This is a genomic window from Gilliamella sp. M0364, assembly GCF_016100565.1.
GTDB classification, from domain to species: Bacteria; Pseudomonadota; Gammaproteobacteria; order Enterobacterales; family Orbaceae; genus Gilliamella; species Gilliamella apis.
In genome coordinates, this window is sequence record NZ_JACFSF010000011.1 from 1 (window position 1) to 19818 (window position 19818).

Here is a 19818-nt window from a genome sequence, read left to right on the forward strand (position 1 = left end):
TTTGGTGTTTGGTGTTGTAAATTATAACACATTTTGACATCCCTTGTCAAGTAATACACTGTTTTATTTCACTTTATTTCAGCTTAACTGACTAAATTATCACCGAATATTGCGGTTAAAATAACCTGTAGAGTATAGTGCCTAAAAAAAATCTATGCAACTACATTTAATGATTTAATTGTTAAATTTTGTAAATATTATTAGGAAGTTAAGTATTTAAAATATAGTATTAACCGTTTAAAAACCCCCGTTCCTCAATTTTTTTGCTATTAAAAAAACTTTCTTAAATATTCTTTCACTTATTTTGTTTTTTAATTCTAAAAGCTTTTTGAATATTCAATAGTTAATTGTTAGACTATCTAGCATAATCTGATTAAATATAATCATAAAATTGATTATAGATTTAATTTTTGTGTAAATTTAATTCAATAGGCAATTAAACATGGATAAATTGTTACAATATGGTCGAGAACTTCTTGAACTTGAACTTCACGAAGCACAAAAGTTACCCGCCCGACTTGGTAAAGACTTTATTAAGGCTTGTCAATTCATCTTGTCCACCAAGGGAAAAGTTGTCGTGTCAGGTATTGGTAAATCAGGACATATTGGAAAAAAAATCGCCGCTTCATTAGCTAGTACAGGTAGTCCAGCTTTTTTTATGCATCCCTCTGAAGCGCTACACGGTGATTTAGGCATGGTAACCGAAAACGATGTAGTAATTTTGATCTCTTATTCTGGTCGAGCAAAGGAGTTTCAATTTATATTACCAATCCTTGCAGCCATGAATATTCCGGTTATCGCTATTACTGGTGGACTTGATTCGCCACTTGCGACAGCAGCACAAGCAGTATTAGACATTTCAATTGAAAAAGAAGCTTGCCCAATGGGACTAGCACCAACATCAAGTTCAACTAATACATTATTAATGGGTGATGCATTGGCTATTGCCGTTATGCGAGCTCGTGGTTTTAAAGAAGAAGATTTTGCTCGTTCACATCCTGCTGGTAGTCTAGGAGCTAAATTGTTAAATCACGTAAAAGATATTATGCGAAAAGGAGATTTAATTCCTAAAGTTTCACAATCAGCAACGGTACTCGATGCGATGTTAGAATTAAGTCGAACCGGTGTAGGGTTAGTGGCAATATGCCAAGATGATAATAAAATTGTTGGCGTTTTTACTGATGGGGATTTGCGTCGATTACTATTAAAACATGGTACACTACAAGACAATATTATTGAAGTAATGACCAGTCCAGGACATCAAATACCGGAAAATTGGAAAGCGGTCGAAGCCTTAAAAACATTTAATGATCATAATATTACAGCTGCGCCAGTAGTCAATAATCAAGGTGAATTAGTTGGAGCACTTAATATTCATGACCTACATCAAGCGGGGATAAGTTAACTGATTAATAAATACCTGTTGCAAAATAGGGCTATCTATTGAGATAATTACCGACCTAAATTTTTGTCGTTAGACGGAGATCCAAGAAAGTTACACAATTCAAAGATAAAATGATGATAAAAATCATAGCAAATTGATATTGTGTTGTAAATTTTAACCAAAATTAATAGATGATGAAACTACAATGGCAGAAAAGCGAAATATCTTTCTAATTGGCCCAATGGGGGCAGGAAAAAGCACAATAGGCCGACAAATTGCACAGCAGTTAGGCATGGAATTTTTTGACTCTGATCAAGAGATCGAAAAACGTACAGGTGCTGATATTGCATGGATCTTTGACTTAGAAGGTGAAGACGGATTCCGAGCCAGAGAAGAGAAAGTCATTAATGAATTGACTGAAAAACAAGGTGTAGTACTTGCTACCGGTGGTGGTTCAGTACTATCGAAAGAGACGCGTAATCGTTTATCAGCACGCGGTATTGTCGTTTATTTAGAAACAACAATTGAAAAACAAATGGCAAGAACACAAAAAGATAAACGTCGTCCTTTATTACAAGGTGGCAATACCCCTCGCGAACTTTATGAAGAGTTAGCTCAGGAACGAGATCCTCTTTATGAAGAAATTGCTGACATCACAATTAAAACCGATGAGCAAAGTGCTAAAGGTGTTGCTGGATATATCATTGATAAAATAGAACAAATTTAAATCATTGATCGATAAACCATGGTTGGTTATAAGGCATTAAACCTGTTAATAGGTTAAGGAGTTAATATGCGTGTAGATAAAGATGATCGTTATATACCAGAACAATCCAATAAGCCGTCTACGCCCTCATTTAATATTACCAATTTTTTTCAGCATTATTCGAAAAAGAAATTGATAATTATGGGGTTAACCGTCGTTATTATTGTCTTATTAGTTAGTACAATGTTATTTCGTTCGTCAAAACCAAAAACACCTACACAACTAACTCCTCCTGAAGTTAGCGGTGTTTCAACGCAAGAACCTGAGCCAACCATAACAACACAATCCAATGACGTTGCAACGGCTACAGCTCAAGGTCAAGCATCTGATACGGTACCATCGCCTATGGCGCCAGCACCAATTACCAATGTTAATGAACAACAAAATAGTAGCGAATTAACTGGTAATAACGGTAGTGATGCAAACACTCAGAGTTCACCAGAGAGTAAACCTGAGTCACAAGTTGACCATAATACTCATCAGGGTAATAATTCATCGCATAATAATGTGGATAATAATAGACTAAACTCGCCGAACCAAGTTGAATCTAAAGTCAATAAACCTGATACTGAATCAACTAGTGGTTCTAAAGTAAATACTAAACCGACTAAAATTGACAAAATAAAGAGTAATCAGTTTTCAATTCAACTGAGTGCTTCAACCTCGCTTGAAGGTTTAAAAAAATTGGTAAAAAAACATAATATAACCAATTACCAAATTTATGAAACTAAACGAAATAATGTCAAATGGTTTATTTTAGTTAATGGTACATATAATTCTGCTGATGAAGCCAGAAAAGCAATCAAGTCTTTACCAGATGCACTAAAAAAAGATAAACCTTGGGTTAAATCTGGCGCAACTATTAATAAAGAAAAATCGGCAAAATAGTAAGGGATATTGTTCATATATCCTACCAATGACAAAATAGGAGTTTCCGTTGAAGAAGCGACGAGCCTTTTTAAAGTGGGCTGGAGGAAAATATGAGCTTGTAGACACTATAAAACAGTATCTACCGGAAGGTGAACAACTCATTGAGCCCTTTGTAGGTGCTGGTTCCGTTTTTTTAAATACTAACTTCAAAAGTTATATTTTAGCTGATATCAATCATGATCTAATTGCACTATTTAAGCTATTACAATCCAATCCGGAGCTGTTTATTAATGATCTTAAATTACTATTTAATGATCAAAATAACCAAGCTGAAGCATTTTATCAACTACGTGATGTGTTTAATTATAGTAAAGATCAATATTTGCGATCGCTTTTATTTGTCTATTTAAATCGTCACTGTTACAACGGCTTATGTCGTTATAATAATAGTGGTTTATTTAATGTGCCATTTGGCCGTTACAAGACTATTTATTTCCCGGAAAGGGAACTCTATTTTTTTGCCAAAAAAGCGCAAAATGCTGAGTTTGTCTGTACGCCTTATCATAAAGCGATGAAAATGGCGAAACGTAACTCCGTTATTTATTGTGATCCACCTTATCTATCGCCTAATGAAACAGCAGGTTTTACCGCCTACTATTCTAATAATTTTGGGTTTGACGAACATCAAAGGTTGTCACAATTAGCTGAGCAAATTGCCTATAAAAAAGAGATTCCAGTGCTGGTATCAAATCATGATACTCACTATACCAGAACGTTATATAGTAAAGCGCGCCATCTTTACCGAGCAGAAATGCGGCGCTCAATTAGTTGCGCTGGCGAAGGACGCAAAAAAATTGATGAAATATTGGCCTTATACCAAAAATCTTAAGCTATTTTTAAGTATAAGGTGTTTATGAGTAGAGGTATGTTATGAATGAATTTATTATTGCACCATCAATACTATCCGCCGATTTCGCTCGTCTTGGTGAAGATACCCAAAAAGTATTAGATGCAGGAGCGGATGTTGTCCATTTCGATGTGATGGATAATCATTTTGTTCCCAATTTAACAATGGGTAGTATGTTTTGTAAGGCACTGCGAGACTATGGAATTAGTGCACCAATTGATGTCCATCTAATGGTTTCTCCAGTTGAAGAGCTAATTACCTCTTTTGCCAAAGCTGGAGCAACAAACATATCTATTCATCCAGAAGCGACAATTCATCTAGATCGTTCATTACAATTAATTAAAGATCATGATTGCAGTGCCGGTATTGTGCTTAATCCAGCAACACCACTTGACCATTTAGACTATGTGATGGATAAAGTTGATATTATTTTATTGATGGGTGTTAACCCAGGTTTTGGTGGTCAATCATTCATCCCAGCAACGCTTAAAAAATTGCGGCAAGTTAAACAACGCATTATTGATTCTGGTAGAAATATTCGCCTAGAAATTGATGGCGGTGTAAAAGTAGATAATATAGCTGAAATTGCCAAGGCAGGAGCCGATATGTTTGTTGCTGGCTCAGCCATATTTGGTCAACCTAACTATAAAACGGTAATTGATGCAATGCGTAAAGAGTTAGCAGGAGTAAAACATGGCTAAATTAGATGATATTCAAGCTATTGCTTTTGATTTAGATGGAACATTAGTAGATAGCGTACCTGGACTTGCTTTAGCAACCCAGAAAATGTTGGCAGATTTAAATTTACCAACAGTTACCAATGAACAAGTTAAAAACTGGGTAGGTAATGGTATTGATGTGATGCTTGAACGCGTTTTCAAAGCCATTGATATTAATCCGTCAAACGAATATTTTGCTGAAGCTAAACAAATATTTAGTCAGCATTATGATAAGGTTATGGATGAACAGACAACACTGTTTCCTCATGTAAAACAGACCTTAAAAACTCTTTATGAAAATCATTACCCTTTAGCACTTGTAACTAATAAACCGGCACAATTTTTACCGGGATTACTAAGCTCATTAGTTATCAAAGAGTATTTTTCATTAGTACTCGGCGGTGGTGATGTAATTAAATTAAAACCACACCCTGCTCCGCTTTATCAAGTCATGGCGACATTTGGATTATACAATGATCAGTTATTATTTGTTGGTGATTCGAAAAATGATATTAGCGCAGCCAAAAATGCTAATTGCCCTACTGTTGCGTTAAGTTATGGTTATAATTATGGCGAATCAATTGCAACAAGTGAACCCGATTTTTTATTTGATGATTTTCAAGATATATTAACCCTATTACCTCAGCCAAAAGCTGATGCAAAAAAATAATAAGTTTAAATTAGGAATAAATTATGAGTAAACCAATTGTATTTAGTGGCGCTCAGCCATCAGGAGAACTAACATTAGGCAACTATTTAGGTGCTTTAAAGAATTGGGTGTCTTTGCAAAATGAATATGATTGCGTTTATTGTATCGTCAATCAACATGCGATCACGGTACGCCAAGATCCTAATAAGTTACGTAAAGCAACACTTGATACATTAGCACTTTATCTAGCCTGTGGTATTGATCCACAAAAAAGTACTATTTTTGTGCAATCCCATGTGCCTGCACATGCTGAATTAGGTTGGGCATTAAACTGTTATACCTATTTTGGTGAATTGAGCCGTATGACACAATTTAAAGATAAATCTTCTCGTCATTCAGAAAATATAAATGCTGGGCTTTTTGATTATCCAGTGTTAATGGCTGCCGATATTTTGTTATATCAAGCTAATTTAGTTCCCGTTGGTGATGACCAAAAACAACATCTTGAACTTTCTCGCGATATTGCTATGCGTTTTAATGCCCTTTATGGCGATATCTTCACTGTTCCTGAACCATTTATTGCTAAAGTTGGTGCTCGGGTTATGTCATTACAAGACCCTAGCAAAAAAATGTCTAAATCAGATGAAAATCGCAATAATGTTATTGGTTTACTTGAAAACCCAAAAGATGTCGAGAAGAAAATTAAACGGGCAATGACCGATTCTGATGAACCACCAGTCGTACGTTATGATTTAAAAAATAAAACGGGGGTATCAAATCTGTTAGATATATTAACCGGTATTACGGGTAAACCTATCGCTGAACTGGAGAAAGAATTCGAAGGTAAAATGTATGGCCATCTAAAAACTGAGGTCGCAAATCAAGTTATTGATATGTTAACTGATTTACAAGCAAAATATCATCAGTATCGTGATGATGAAAATTATCTTCTGACAATTATGCAAGAAGGTGCACAAAAAGCTCGAGCAAAAGCAGAGCCAACGTTGAAAAAAGTTTATGACGCAATCGGTTTTGTATAATTAACCGTAAAACTAGATTGCAATTAACGCTAAACAATATCAATTGGCTTTAATGACTAAACGCACTATCGTTTTTGTTAACGAAAAATGCCATTGAAGCCTTTTTGATTATCATAGGTTAGTTATGAAAATTATCATTCTTGGTGCAGGTCAAACAGGTAGTGCTCTTGCCGAATATCTGGTTACCGAAAAACAGAACGATGTGACTGTTGTTGATGAAGATCATGACAAGTTGCAATCATTGCAAGAACGTTTTGATTTACAAGTTATTTGTGGAAAATCATCTTATCCACAAGTATTAGAAAGTGCTGGTGCAGAATCTGCCGACATGTTAGTCGCTGTTACCAATTCTGATGAGGTCAATATGATGGCTTGCCAGATTGGGCATGTGATGTTCAATATTCCTCAAAAAGTCGCACGTATTCGAGCGCCAGAATATAATGATGAAAGATACTCATTTTTTAATAAAGATTGTATTAATATCGATCATATTATAGCCCCAGAAAATCTAATCACCAATCATATCAGCCAGCTAGTGCAATATCCTGGCGCACTACAATTTGCCTCATTTTATGATAATCGAGTCTGCTTAGTTGCCGTTACAGCTTACTATGGTGGTGCATTGGTGGGTAGTGAATTATCAGAGCTAAAAGAACATTTACCTCATGTCGAAGCTCGGGTGGTGGCGATTTATCGTAAAAATCGTTTTATTCGTCCGATTGGTTCAACTTTGATTGAAGCTGGGGATATGGTTTACTTTATTACCCCACCGCTTAACATCAAAGCGGTAACCAGTGAATTACAACGGTTAGAAAAGCCTTATAAACGAATACTCATTAGTGGTGGTGGTGGCATTGCTGTTGCTTTAGCTAAGCGATTAGAAAACGATTATCAAGTGAAATTGATTGAACGTAATGCCGAAAAAGCAGAATTAATTGCCGAGCAGTTAGTTAATACTACCGTATTACATGGTGAATCATCAGATCAAGAGCTATTATCGCAAGAACAAGTCGAACTTACCGATCTGTTTGTGGCAGTGACGAGTGATGATGAATCAAATATTATGTCGTCAATGCTTGCCAAAAGGATGGGAGCCAAAAAAGTCATCGTACTTATTCAACGACAAGCTTATTTAGAGTTAATAAACGATAGCGTAATTGATATTGCCATTTCACCACAACATGCCACTATTTCAGAATTACTCAGTCATGTAAGACAAAATGGCGTGGTAAAAGTTGTCTCACTACGGCAAGGTGAATCAGAAATTGTCGAAGTGATCGTTAAGGGTGATACTGAAAACTCTAAACTAGTAGGTAAAAATATTAACAGTCTAAAATTGCCTTCAGGGGCAACTATTGGTGCTGTGGTGCGTGGTGAAGATGTGATTATTGTTAATACCGATTTAATGATCGAAGATGGTGATCACTTAATCATTTTCTTACCAGATAGACGATCTATTAGCGATATCGAAAGATTATTACAATAGCTTGTATAAAATATAAACTCAGTAGATAATTAAACTGTTTTTATTAATTGTTTTTTGACTCGGGGTGTTTTTTGTTACTACAAAAAACTGAGATTTTACCCGTTGAACCTGATCTGGCTCATACCAGCGTAGGGAAGTCTTCGTCTTAATTATCCGTTTTGACACATTCTTCCCTTAATATTAATAATAAATAAGGAAAGAATATGTCTACCATTCAGTTATTTCAAAACAATGATGCCATTCCCTTTATTGAACAAGTTAAACAACAACGACCATTAGTCCATTGCATTACCAATGATGTTGTACAGAATTTTACCGCCAATGTCTTATTAGCCATTGGTGCTTCGCCAGCAATGGTCGTTGCTAAACAAGAAGTTGAGGACTTTGTAACTATTGCCAGTAGTTTATTAATTAATATTGGTACCATTGATGAGCAGAGCGCAAATAGTATGTTGTTAGCTGCAGCAAAAGCTGAACAAACACAGACACCATGGGTACTAGATCCTGTAGCGATTGGTGCGGCACTTAAATACCGCACTGAAATTGCCAAACAACTGTTAACTTTTAGACCGAGTGTTATTCGAGGAAATGCCTCTGAAATTCTCGCATTGAGTGGTCAACAATCATCATCGAAAGGGCCTGATGGACTTGATTCTACCGATTCTGCATTAAATGCAGCAATACTATTAGCACAAAAATATCAAACCATTGTCGCAATAACAGGTGAGATAGATTATGTCACAGATGGTGAACAAATTTATAGCATTGTCGGTGGCGATATCGCTTTAACTAAAGTAACCGGCACCGGCTGTTCGTTATCTGCAATGGTAGCAGCATTTATTGCAACCACTAGTGATCGTTTAACCGCTACCGCAACAGCTTGTTTTATGATGAAAAAAGCAGGACAGCTCGCTAATAAACAGCAAGGGTTAGGTAGTTTCGCCATTGCTGTTATTGATCATCTTTCACGATTCAATCAAAACTAAAAATAAGGATGTTTGATGAAAAAGCAACTTGATTTAACTCTCTATTTAGTCCTCGATCCGTTATTATGTGGCGGTATAGATGGCATGGTCGCTACCACCAAAATTGCCGTTGAAAATGGCGTTACTGCAGTGCAACTACGTTCAGAACAAAAATACTCTGGTAAAAATTGGTATGACGCCGCACAAGCGCTCAAAGAAGTGTTAAGTCGCACCCAAGTTCCGCTATTTATCAATGACCATGTTGATATTGCTTTAGCCATTGATGCCGATGGCGTTCATATAGGACAAAGCGATCTACCAGTCGACGTTACTCGACACCTAATTGGCACAGACAAATGGTTAGGACTTTCAGTTTCAAATCAATCACAACTAGAGAATGTTCCTTGGCATTTAGTCGATTATCTTGGTATAGGGCCTATCTATCCAACCACAACCAAAAAGGATGCCGCAGCTGCGACAGGCATTACTCAATTGAAAGAACTGGTTAAAGCGAAACAATGCCCTGCCGTGGCGATCGGTGGTATCGGCGTGAATAATTTAACCGAAGTAATCCAAACTGGCATTGAAGGTATTGCCGTTGTGTCGGCAGTATGCGGACAAGCTAATCTTGCCAAAGCGACATCAGACCTAATCAGTAAAATAAAACTGGCAAAATAGGAAACCAAATCATGACAACAGTTGCATTAACAATAGCAGGCAGTGACCCTAGTGGTGGCGCAGGTATTCAAGCTGACTTAAAAGCATTTTCAGCACTTGGTGCTTATGGTATGTCAGTGATCACAGCATTAACCGCACAAAGTACGCAAGGCGTTAATGGTGTACATGCCATTCCCGCTGAATTTATTGAAGCACAGTTTAATACACTGTATCAAGATATCCACATTGATAGTGTTAAAATTGGCATGCTAATGAATAAAGAGATTGTTACTACAGTTCATCAGCTATTAAACGCTAATCCTATTGCCAATATTGTGCTTGATACCGTAATGATTGCTAAAGGCGGACATCCATTGTTAAAAGCTGATGCCGTTTCTGCTATTCGAGATCTATTATTACCATTAGCCACAGTCATCACCCCTAATCTACCTGAAGCGGCTGCATTACTTGATTGTAGTGAGGCAAAAAACGAAGAGCAAATGCAACAACAAGGGTATGAATTACTTAAATTAGGTTGTCAGGCAGTATTAATGAAAGGTGGACATTTGCCAAGTCAAGAAAGCCCTGATTATTTAATCACTCACAACAACATCATCAGAATGACATCACCTAGGATCGCAACAAGAAATACCCATGGTACAGGTTGTACCCTCTCTGCAGCAATTGCAGCCTTGTTACCGAAACATCATTTAGAAGATGCAATAAAATATGCTAAAAACTACCTACAAGGAGCTATTGAGCATGCAGATAGTTTAAAAATTGGTAAGGGAATTGGGCCTACTCACCATTTTTATCAATGGTGGTAGAAGTATACAAAAACTGTTAATCGATGATTTGATAAAAGTACTCTCGAAGATTTAGGCGATGAGATAATCGCCTAAAATTTAATAACGCTAAATACTGTTAATAAGCAATACCAACGTATTGAAAACCAGCTTCATCAATTGCTGCAATTGCCGCTTCTTGCGAGATAGTACCACCATCAATATCAACTTCATGCTTAGCTAAATCAACAGTAACTTTCGCTTTAGGATCAATATCATTAATTGCTTTAGTAATGGTTTTAACACAATGCTGACAACTCATATTATCGACTATTAATTTCATCATTAACCCCTTTTGGTTATTTAATAATTTACCGATAAATTATCAATGGCAACAGATAGAAAAATTAGATTATTCTTTAAATAAAACAAATCTGCTAGCTATTACCATTAATGAATTAAAATTTAATCTTTATATTACGCCAAAACAAACTAAAACCAAGCCTACTTGGAAAAATAAATTAACCAAATTTTTAATATGCTCAATGAGATTAAGCTAAGAATTTATTTTGATCTATATTTTTTGTAAAAATAATTGAGAAGTGTATACCGTTTAATTGATATTTGAGATCCATAATAGAAAAACAGCTATAACCGTTGGTATACGTCATGGAAAACCAGTTGTCTTAAGAGAAGTTCTTTAACTATGTATCATAAGGTATTGAGTTTTATTTAGCCGATAATAAAGTTTGGTTAATGGATAATGTGCCAAGTCATTTTTTCGATCAGACTATTACCTCAATGCAACTTCGTTATAACAATTTTCAAATATTACCGTATAGAAATCATCGACATTCACAAGAATAGCGGTTATTGTATATTTATTCATCTAAGCTGTTTTACTGATTAATTTGTTTGCAGGTTTTAAATTTAATCATAATTTTAATTATAGTTTAGATGTGTAGTTCCCTTCTTTTTATTTTTTTCATAACGATATTCAGGTTAATTAGGAGCCTAAAATGCAGCATATTATGGAAACGATTAGAAAAACAGAGCAAGAGTTTATTGATATTCGCCATCAAATTCATCAACATCCTGAATTAGGTTTTGAAGAACATAAAACCAGCGATTTAGTGGCAAGTAAATTGGCTGAATGGGGCTATGAAGTACATCGTGGTTTAGCTAAAACCGGTGTGGTTGGTGTTTTAAAAAATGGCACTAGTGATAAAAAAATTGGTATTAGAGCCGACATGGATGCGCTACCTATTATTGAAGCATCAGGAAAACCATGGAGCAGCCAAACCCATGGCAAATTCCATGGTTGTGGCCATGATGGTCATACCACTATTTTACTGTGCGCAGCTAAATATCTTGCCGAAACCCGTCACTTTGATGGCACTTTACATGTCATTTTTCAACCAGCTGAAGAGTTGTTATATGGTGGTAAAGTAATGGTTGATGACGGTTTATTCAAACAATTTCCTTGTGATGTTATTTTCGGTATCCACAACATGCCAGGTTTTAAAGAAGGTCATTTCTATTTCAAAGCCGGCGCACTTATGGCTTCATCCGATACCATTCATATCAAGATTAAAGGCAAAGGTGCTCACGGTGCCATGCCTGAACGAGGAATTGATGCCACGCTTGTTGCTTGTTATATCGGCACAGCCTTGCAAAGTATTGTTTCTCGTAATGTATCACCATTTGAGCAAGCCGTTATCACGATTGGTTGTATTCAATCAGGTGAAGCGCCGAATGTGGTGAACAGTGATGCACTAATAAAGCTAACCGTTAGAGCATTAGATAATGATACCCGAGCGTTACTACTTAAGCGTATTAGCGAGGTTGCCACTTCACAAGCTGAAAGTTTTGGCGCCTCAGTAGAAATTGAGCATGTCAATGGTAGTCCGGTTTTACATAATGGTGCAGATGCAACCAAATTTGCATTAGAAGTCGCCCAAAAATTAGTCGGTGAAGATCGCGTGCATGATAATTGTCATCCTTTTATGGGCAGTGAAGATTTTGCTTTTATGTTAGAAAGTAATCCTAATGGCTGCTATATGATTATAGGTAATGGCGATGAACCGGGTTTTTGTAGTGTGCATAATCCTGGTTATGATTTTAATGATAAATGTATTGTTACCGCTGCATCATATTGGGTGGCATTAACTGAAAGCTATTTAAACATATAAGGATTAATGTGCAGCTATGTCAAAAATAAATATGTCAAATTCAAAAAATTCTCCAGCAAAGCAGTTTAAAGGTTATAACCGATTAACTTTAGGTATTGTATTAGGGGTGATTACTTTTTGGCTTTTTGCTCAGTCTATCGTCAATGTTGGGCCGGCTGTTCAACATAGTATCGGTATTACTACTGCATCGTTCAATTTAGCCGTCAGTTTAACCGCGCTGTTTTCAGGTTGTTTTATTGTCGTTGCTGGCGGACTCGCTGATCGCTTTGGCCGAGTTCGTTTTACCTATTTAGGTTTTATTTTAAGTATTATTGGTTGTCTTTGTTTGATTTTAGCACAAGGTGAAGTGCTGTTTATTACTGGTCGTATTATCCAAGGTTTATCTGCTGCCTGTATTATGCCATCGACGTTGGCGTTAGTGAAAACCTATTATCAAGGTAAAGATCGTCAGCGTGCCTTAAGCTTTTGGTCGATAGGATCTTGGGGCGGTTCAGGTACTTGCGTGCTGGCCGGTGGAGCAATAGCCACTTATTTAGGTTGGCAATGGATTTTTATTATCTCAATCAGCTGTGCTGTGTTGGGTATGCTGTTATTGAAAGGGACACCAGAAACTAAAATTGACGATCCATCAAGTTTGCCCAAATTTGATTATGTTGGGCTATTCGTTTTTGTGATCACTTTAGTTACGTTAAACCTTGTCATCACCAAAGGATCTACTTTTGGTTGGACTAGTGTAACGACATTATCACTCGCTATGATCTGTTTGGTTTTTCTGATTTTATTTTTTGTTATTGAAAATCGCAAAGCGAATGGCGCATTTATAGATTTTTCACTGTTTAAGAATGTCCCTTATCGTGGCGCTACCTTATCTAACTTTCTGCTCAATTCTGTTGCCGGTACATTAATTGTTGCCAGTACTTATACCCAACAAGGAAGAGGCTTTACTCCTTTCGAAAATGGATTATTGACCATTGGTTATTTAGTTTCAGTTTTATGTATGATTCGAGTTGGTGAAAAAATCTTACAAAAAGTCGGAGCGAAAAAACCAATGTTACTCGGGCCGTTAATTACCGGTACGGGTATTGCCTTGATGACACTGACTTTCTTACCCAACATGTTTTATATTATTTCGGTGTTAGCCGGCTATATTTTATTGGGTCTTGGCTTAGGTTTTTATGCTACACCATCAATTGATACCGCAATAGCTAGTGCTCCGGAAGATAAAGTTGGTGTTGCATCAGGAATATATAAAATGGCAAGCTCATTAGGTGGTGCATTTGGTGTCGCTATTTCAGCCTCAACCTATGCTGCAGTTATTGCCAGCGGTCAAAGTGTCGCCACAGCGGCGGCAATTGGACTGTGGATTAATGTTGGCTTTTGTCTGTTATGTTTTGTTTCAATTTTAATTTTAGTACCCAATAATGCCGGCAAGAATAAATAAGTTAGCATAGGTTGTTTATCATTTTAAATTAGGGATAAATCTTTTCGCATCTATCCCTATTTTTTAATTAAAACTTTTATAAAAATACAATTTTTACAACTCTGAAAAATAAACCCATATAACTTAAAAAATTATATGGGTTTTGAAATAGAAAAATCTGTTTGAAATGTTTAGTTATCTGTAGATAAAACTTATTTGCCAATACAGAATGAACTGAATATTCGTCCTAATAAATCATCAGAAGTAAATTCACCTGTAATTTCACTTAGCGCTTCTTGAGCTAATCTTAGTTCTTCCGCCAATAGTTCGCCAGCATGGAAGGTGGTAAGTTGATATTGACCATTATTTAAATGCTCTGCTGCTTTCTCAAGTGCTTGTAGATGTCGGCGACGAGCCAAAAAACCACCTTCGGTGCTACTAGTAAAGCCCATAACTTGTTTGAGATGATCACGTAATAATGTAATACCTTCACCGGTTCTTGCTGATAATTGAATAAGACAATAGCCATTTTGTTCACTATAACCCAATGGTTCACCAGTTAAATCAGCTTTGTTGCGAATAACTGTGACAGGCATGTTTTTCGGTAAACGTTCAATAAATTCTGGCCAGAGTTTTTCAGGATTTGTCTCATTAGTTGTTGTACTGTCGACCATAAATAACACTCGATCGGCTTGATCAATCTCTTGCCATGCTCGCTCAATACCAATACGTTCAACTTCATCGCTAGCTTCACGTAAGCCGGCAGTATCGATTATATGTAAAGGCATTCCATCAATATGGATATGTTCACGTAAAACATCGCGCGTTGTTCCAGCTATATCCGTTACGATAGCGGCATCTCGTCCAGCTAATGCATTAAGTAAACTTGATTTACCAGCGTTAGGTCTACCCGCTATGACGACTTTCATACCTTCACGTAATAATGAACCTTGTTTAGCTTCTTGACGGACTTCGTTTAATCGTTGTATGACTTGCTCAAGTTCTGCCGCTATTTTCCCGTCAGATAAAAAGTCTATCTCTTCCTCTGGAAAATCAATAGCTGCTTCAGTAAAAATACGTAGATGAATTAATGCTTCAACCAGTGTATTAATTTTTTTAGAAAATACCCCTTGTAAAGAAGATAAGGCTGATTTTGCTGCTTGCTCAGAGCTGGCATCTATTAAGTCTGCAATCGCTTCGGCCTGAGCTAGATCCAATTTATCATTTAAGAAAGCTCGCTCTGAAAATTCGCCCGGCCTTGCAATCCGCACACTAGGAATATCTAAAATGCGTTTTAACAGTAGATCTAAAATAACTGGACCACCATGCCCTTGTAGTTCAAGCACATCTTCACCCGTAAATGAGTGTGGATTAGGAAAGAATAAAGCAATACCTTCATCTAAGGTTGTACCATCCGATGCTAAAAAAGGTAAATAATGCGCATAGCGAGGCTTAGGTAAAATACCTAAAACGGCTTTAGCAACATCTTGCGCTTTAGGGCCCGAAACACGCAATATTCCAACACCGCCACGACCTGGAGGTGTCGCTTGTGCAACAATTGTATCTGTATTCATATTTATCAATTTTAATTTAAATAGCAATGGTTAATCATACCACGACAACCATTAAAAATCTGTAAAGTGAAATAGTCTAAAGCAATGAAACCGATTAATTATCATTTTTAGTTTCAACATAATCTAATGGATGATCAAATAGCCATGAGTTAAGTAAAGCTAATGGTTCTCTTATCATGGCGATATATTTATCAAAATTGCTATAACTTAATGGCGCTGACAAACCTGAAATATTATCAATATTAGATCGTTTAGCTAACATGATTGAACGTAAAATATGGAAATCATTAGTCACCACAACTGTCTTGCCCAATGGTAAAACTTGATTAGCATAGACAAATTGCTGTGCCGTTCGTCTTGATCTATCTTCTAAATAGACCCTGGAAGATTCGATACCTTTTTTGATTAAGTAATCAGCCATCACACTCGCTTCAGTCGCTGATTCATCACTCCCCCGCCCTCCGCATACAATTACTTTTGTATTGGGATTATCTTGCAAATAATTAAATGCAGTATTCAAGCGAATTTGTAACGTTAAAGGAGCTTGTGCTGGTGTGCCAACAACTTGTGAACCTAATACCACCAGAGTATCAGCATTAGCTGCTGGTTTTTGGTGAGCATAAATAAAAATAATAATATTACAAATAACAAAATAAAATAGTATTAATATCAGTAACCATCTAATTAATTTAATGATTATCATATAATACCTCTCATTTTTTAAAACAATTTTCAAAATGGTCGTCAACTAATCCCATTGATTGCATAAATGCATAACAGATCGTTGTTCCAACAAAAGAAAAACCTCTCTTTTTTAGTGCTTTTGACATTCTATCTGATATTTCGGTGCTAACTGGAACTTCACTTATATCATTAAAGTGGTTAATTATAGGTTTACCATTAACAAAGGACCAAATAAATTGAGAAAAATCCTCATTATTACTTTGCATAGCTAAGTAAGCATGAGCATTTTTTACAATGCTATTAAGTTTTAGTCGGTTACGAATTAATCCTTCATTTTCAAGTAATGATTCTATATCTGCCGCCGTTAATTGGATAATTTTTTGCGGTTCAAAATTGAAAAAGCATCGACGATATTCATCTCGTTTTTTTAGAACAGTAATCCACGATAATCCTGCTTGCTGGCCTTCAAGACAGATTTTTTCAAATAGTTTTAGACTATCATATTGTGGATTCCCCCATTCCTTATCATGATAATCAATATATAACGGGTCATTTGTTACCCAACTGCATCGTTTTGTCATTATTATTTCATCCTTATGTTTCAAAAATATTATACGTGATAATTGAATAGAATTTTCATTTAATATCATTTTTTATACTGATTATAAATCAAACAGACATATCATTGTCATTGATTAAATTTTTTTATGATTAAAAAAAAGTCTATTTTTTATGGCAGAATGACCATTCACTATTAAGATTTAGTCAAAATACAATCATTTTCTTAATTGGCTATATCTATTTAACTATAACAATAAGGTTTTTTCATGAATCAATCCGAGATTAATACTGAATGGCAACCAGTGGCACGTCCATTGAACAGTAAAGATTTAAAAACATTGATATTATCCTCTTTAGGGGGGACACTTGAATTTTATGACTTTGTTATCTATGCTCTCTATATTGATACTATTGTCAAACCGTTATTTTTACCCCATACATTATCGCCGTTAACGTTAGATTTATTTGCTTGGGGAATTTTTGCAGCAGGCTACTTAGTTCGCCCTGTTGGTGGCATTATTATGGCGCACTTTGGTGATAAAGTTGGTCGTAAAAGAATGTTTACCTTAAGTGTGGCGATGATGGCTTTACCTACTTTTATCATTGGTATTTTGCCTACTTATGAAACAATTGGTATTGTAGCGCCATTATTATTGTTATTGATGCGAATGCTACAAGGCGCTGCTATCGGCGGTGAAATGCCTGGCGCATGGGTATTTATTGCAGAGCATACCCCAAAACAACGTTATGGTTTAGGTGTCGGCACTCTAACATCAGGCATTACTGGTGGTATCTTACTTGGCTTTTTCGTCACAATTATTATTGATCTCTATTTTACTAACCAAAATATTTTGGATTATGCATGGCGTATTCCTTTTATTATTGGTGGTATTTTTGGGGTTATTTCAGTATATTTACGCAAATTTTTATCTGAAACGCCAATTTTTAAAGAGTTAGCTGCACGTAAAGCGTTAGAAAAAAGTATACCTGTGGTTACTGTATTAAAAAAACATAAAACAGCATGTTTGATTGTCGCTTTATTAACTTGGTCATTATCAACCGCTATTATGGTTGGTATTTTAATTACCCCGGGTCGTATTGTTGGTGGTATGTACCATTTTGCTAATCTTGATTGGCGTATTGGTGGTTGTATTGCTGCTTTAACCTTATCTATTGGTTGTGTTATTTCTGGCTGGTTAGATGATAAATTAGGTACAGCTAAAACAGTAATCCTGACTTGGGGCGGATTAGCTGTAGTAAGTATCTATTTTTACAGTTCATTAGCGCCAGATATGTCATTAACAAAACTTTATACGATTTGGGCACTATTTGGTCTATTTATTGGATCGATCGCCATGACTCCAATTATCGGCACTAGAACGTTTCCACCGGCAATTCGTTATTCAGGATTATCGTTTTCTTATAATTTAGCCTACGCACTATTTAGTGCAATTACCCCAACGTTAACTATTTATTTGTTAAGTCCAGATCACTTATTAGGCGAATTTAGTTATCTTGGTGCAGGTATTTATATTTCAGCTGTCGCTTTGCTAGCTGTTGTTGTTGGCTTTACTTCATTAGCCCAAAATGGCTGGCAAAATAAATCAGATCATTAAAGTCTATCAATAAAAAAACAGGGCCATCGCCCTGTTTTCGGTAAAAAGTAAGATAAATGATAAATATTAACGCATTGTAACAAATTCTTCCGCTGCTGTTGGATGAATTGCAACGGTATTATCAAAGTCTTTTTTGGTTGCTCCCATTTTCAATGCTACAGCAAAGCCTTGTAAGATTTCGTCCATACCATAACCAATACCATGAATACCAACTATTTTTTCTTGTTCACCAACACAGACTAATTTCATTCGACAAGGTTGTCGATGCGAAGTGACTGCGGTATACATGGCAGTAAAAGTAGATTTATAAACTTTGACGTTTTCTGGACCATATTGCAATATAGCTTGCGGTTCACTTAAACCAACCGTACCAATCGGTGGGTGAGTAAACACTACCGTTGGAATATTAGAATAATCTAGATGTTCATTTGGTTTATTGTTAAATAGTCGTTCCGATAAACGCCGGCCGGCAGCCACGGCAACTGGAGTTAATGCCGCCGCACCGGTATCATCGCCAACCGAATAAATTCCCGGTACATTGGTGTTTTGATATTCATCAACAACTATAAATCCATTGCTATCAACCTTAATACCTGCCGCAGATAAATTCATTTCTTTGGTTGCTGGTTCACGACCGATTGCCCATATTAAGCAATCAACAGTATAACTCTCACCATTTTCTAATGTTAACGTTAATGATTGGTCACTATTTTTGCTAACAGAAGATGGAATGGCAAAGGTATGCAGATGCTGGCCATCATTGGTTATCACTTCCATAAGTGTTTCTACGATTAGCGGATCAAAAGCTCGTAATGGGGTACCTTGGCGAACAAATTGATGTGTTTCAGCGCCAAGTGAATGTAACACGCTGGCAATTTCACAAGCTATATAACCAGCTCCAACAACTGCTACTCGTTTAGGGAGTGCTTTTAATTCAAAGAATCCATCGGAAGTTATTCCATATTGCGCACCAGGAATATTGGGAATCGTTGGCTTTCCACCTACAGCAATGAGTATGTGATCGGCACTATAGTGTTCGCCATTAACTTCAATCGTTTTTGCATCAACAAATTTTCCATAGCCATGGATCACATCGACCTTATTATTGTGTAAAACTCGATCATAAGATTGATGAACGCGATCAATATAAGCCGTTCGGCTTGTAATGAGTTTATCCCAATCAAAATGGTTAATAGTGGTATCAAAACCATAATCAGGGCCATAATGGTTAATTGCTTCGGCAATTTGTGCACCATACCACATAATCTTTTTAGGAACACAACCAACATTTACACAAGTACCACCCAATAATTTAGCCTCAATAATGGCACACTTTTTACCATACGATGCAGCTCGGTTAATAGAGGCAATACCACCACTACCACCACCGATAGCAATATAGTCATAGTGTTTAGTCATATAAAAAATCCTTAAAACAAATTAGCAATTGATGGTTAATAGCTTTGCATAAAGCCGACAATAAAAAAAGTATTAATTATGAAATTTAACGATAGTTATTAACTATTGATTAGTTTCGGAGAAT

19 protein-coding genes and 1 riboswitch are annotated in these 19818 nt (G+C 36.2%); of the genes, 14 read left to right on the top strand and 5 right to left on the bottom strand.

Annotated elements, in window-relative coordinates; all coding sequences use genetic code 11:
- Nucleotides 1–442: 442 nt before the first annotated feature.
- The 11 genes from gutQ (at nt 443) to thiD (ending at nt 10270) form a co-directional block, all read left to right on the top strand.
- Nucleotides 443–1405 carry an arabinose-5-phosphate isomerase GutQ gene (gutQ, locus tag H3U96_RS10140; protein ID WP_065614018.1) on the top strand — a complete coding sequence of 321 codons (963 nt, stop codon included), beginning with the start codon at nt 443–445 and terminating at the stop codon, nt 1403–1405.
- Between the two features lie 184 nt (nt 1406–1589).
- The gene (aroK, locus tag H3U96_RS10145; protein ID WP_034901329.1) at nt 1590–2111 is read left to right on the top strand and encodes a shikimate kinase AroK; all 522 of its coding nucleotides are present in this window, start codon (nt 1590–1592) and stop codon (nt 2109–2111) included.
- A gap of 66 nt (nt 2112–2177) precedes the next feature.
- Complete coding sequence (locus H3U96_RS10150) at nt 2178–3038, top strand: SPOR domain-containing protein (protein WP_086356700.1); 861 nt, start codon at nt 2178–2180, stop codon at nt 3036–3038.
- A gap of 49 nt (nt 3039–3087) precedes the next feature.
- On the top strand, nt 3088–3909 hold the full coding sequence (locus H3U96_RS10155) for a Dam family site-specific DNA-(adenine-N6)-methyltransferase (RefSeq protein ID WP_034901325.1): 822 nt from the start codon (nt 3088–3090) through the stop codon (nt 3907–3909).
- A 41-nt stretch (nt 3910–3950) separates the two neighbouring features.
- Nucleotides 3951–4628: a ribulose-phosphate 3-epimerase gene (gene rpe, locus H3U96_RS10160; protein ID WP_086356701.1), complete on the top strand. Its 678-nt coding sequence runs from the start codon at nt 3951–3953 to the stop codon at nt 4626–4628.
- Nucleotides 4621–5316 (top strand): phosphoglycolate phosphatase, encoded by a 696-nt coding sequence (locus H3U96_RS10165; protein WP_086356702.1) that lies wholly within the window; start codon nt 4621–4623, stop codon nt 5314–5316. Before rpe ends, H3U96_RS10165 begins: the two co-directional genes overlap by 8 nt.
- 23 nt (nt 5317–5339) lie before the next feature.
- Nucleotides 5340–6335, top strand: a complete 996-nt coding sequence (gene trpS, locus H3U96_RS10170) for a tryptophan--tRNA ligase (protein ID WP_034901320.1) — start codon at nt 5340–5342, stop codon at nt 6333–6335.
- A 124-nt stretch (nt 6336–6459) separates the two neighbouring features.
- The gene (trkA, locus tag H3U96_RS10175) at nt 6460–7821 is read left to right on the top strand and encodes a Trk system potassium transporter TrkA (RefSeq protein ID WP_086356703.1); all 1362 of its coding nucleotides are present in this window, start codon (nt 6460–6462) and stop codon (nt 7819–7821) included.
- Between the two features lie 50 nt (nt 7822–7871).
- A riboswitch (TPP riboswitch) is annotated at nt 7872–7973 on the top strand.
- A gap of 60 nt (nt 7974–8033) precedes the next feature.
- Nucleotides 8034–8807 carry a hydroxyethylthiazole kinase gene (gene thiM, locus H3U96_RS10180; protein WP_370545512.1) on the top strand — a complete coding sequence of 258 codons (774 nt, stop codon included), beginning with the start codon at nt 8034–8036 and terminating at the stop codon, nt 8805–8807.
- Nucleotides 8808–8822: 15 nt separating this feature from the next.
- A complete protein-coding gene (gene thiE, locus H3U96_RS10185) occupies nt 8823–9464 on the top strand; it encodes a thiamine phosphate synthase (RefSeq protein WP_086356705.1) in 642 nt (213 codons plus the stop codon).
- Between the two features lie 11 nt (nt 9465–9475).
- Nucleotides 9476–10270, top strand: a complete 795-nt coding sequence (thiD, locus tag H3U96_RS10190) for a bifunctional hydroxymethylpyrimidine kinase/phosphomethylpyrimidine kinase (protein ID WP_086356706.1) — start codon at nt 9476–9478, stop codon at nt 10268–10270.
- A gap of 97 nt (nt 10271–10367) precedes the next feature.
- Here the strand turns inward: thiD and H3U96_RS10195 are convergent, their stop codons facing one another.
- Nucleotides 10368–10574 (bottom strand): heavy-metal-associated domain-containing protein, encoded by a 207-nt coding sequence (locus H3U96_RS10195; protein WP_034901311.1) that lies wholly within the window; start codon nt 10572–10574, stop codon nt 10368–10370.
- Nucleotides 10575–11247: 673 nt separating this feature from the next.
- On the opposite strand from H3U96_RS10195, the gene H3U96_RS10200 reads away from it, so the two are divergent.
- On the top strand, nt 11248–12420 hold the full coding sequence (locus H3U96_RS10200) for a M20 aminoacylase family protein (protein WP_086356707.1): 1173 nt from the start codon (nt 11248–11250) through the stop codon (nt 12418–12420).
- Between the two features lie 16 nt (nt 12421–12436).
- Nucleotides 12437–13861, top strand: coding sequence for an MFS transporter (locus tag H3U96_RS10205; RefSeq protein WP_086356708.1), 1425 nt, complete (start codon nt 12437–12439; stop codon nt 13859–13861).
- A 191-nt stretch (nt 13862–14052) separates the two neighbouring features.
- On the opposite strand, the gene mnmE is transcribed toward H3U96_RS10205, so the two are convergent.
- The 3 genes from mnmE to H3U96_RS10220 all read right to left on the bottom strand — a co-directional run bounded on the left by mnmE (nt 14053) and on the right by H3U96_RS10220 (nt 16679).
- Nucleotides 14053–15414, bottom strand: a complete 1362-nt coding sequence (mnmE, locus tag H3U96_RS10210; protein WP_034901307.1) for a tRNA uridine-5-carboxymethylaminomethyl(34) synthesis GTPase MnmE — start codon at nt 15412–15414, stop codon at nt 14053–14055.
- Between the two features lie 94 nt (nt 15415–15508).
- The gene (locus tag H3U96_RS10215) at nt 15509–16117 is read right to left on the bottom strand and encodes a YdcF family protein (protein ID WP_065577523.1); all 609 of its coding nucleotides are present in this window, start codon (nt 16115–16117) and stop codon (nt 15509–15511) included.
- A 10-nt stretch (nt 16118–16127) separates the two neighbouring features.
- Nucleotides 16128–16679: a DNA-3-methyladenine glycosylase I gene (locus tag H3U96_RS10220; RefSeq protein ID WP_034901305.1), complete on the bottom strand. Its 552-nt coding sequence runs from the start codon at nt 16677–16679 to the stop codon at nt 16128–16130.
- A gap of 246 nt (nt 16680–16925) precedes the next feature.
- On the opposite strand from H3U96_RS10220, the gene H3U96_RS10225 reads away from it, so the two are divergent.
- A complete protein-coding gene (locus tag H3U96_RS10225; protein ID WP_086356709.1) occupies nt 16926–18275 on the top strand; it encodes an MFS transporter in 1350 nt (449 codons plus the stop codon).
- Between the two features lie 66 nt (nt 18276–18341).
- On the opposite strand, the gene gorA is transcribed toward H3U96_RS10225, so the two are convergent.
- On the bottom strand, nt 18342–19694 hold the full coding sequence (gorA, locus tag H3U96_RS10230; RefSeq protein WP_086356710.1) for a glutathione-disulfide reductase: 1353 nt from the start codon (nt 19692–19694) through the stop codon (nt 18342–18344).
- Nucleotides 19695–19818 lie beyond the last annotated feature (124 nt).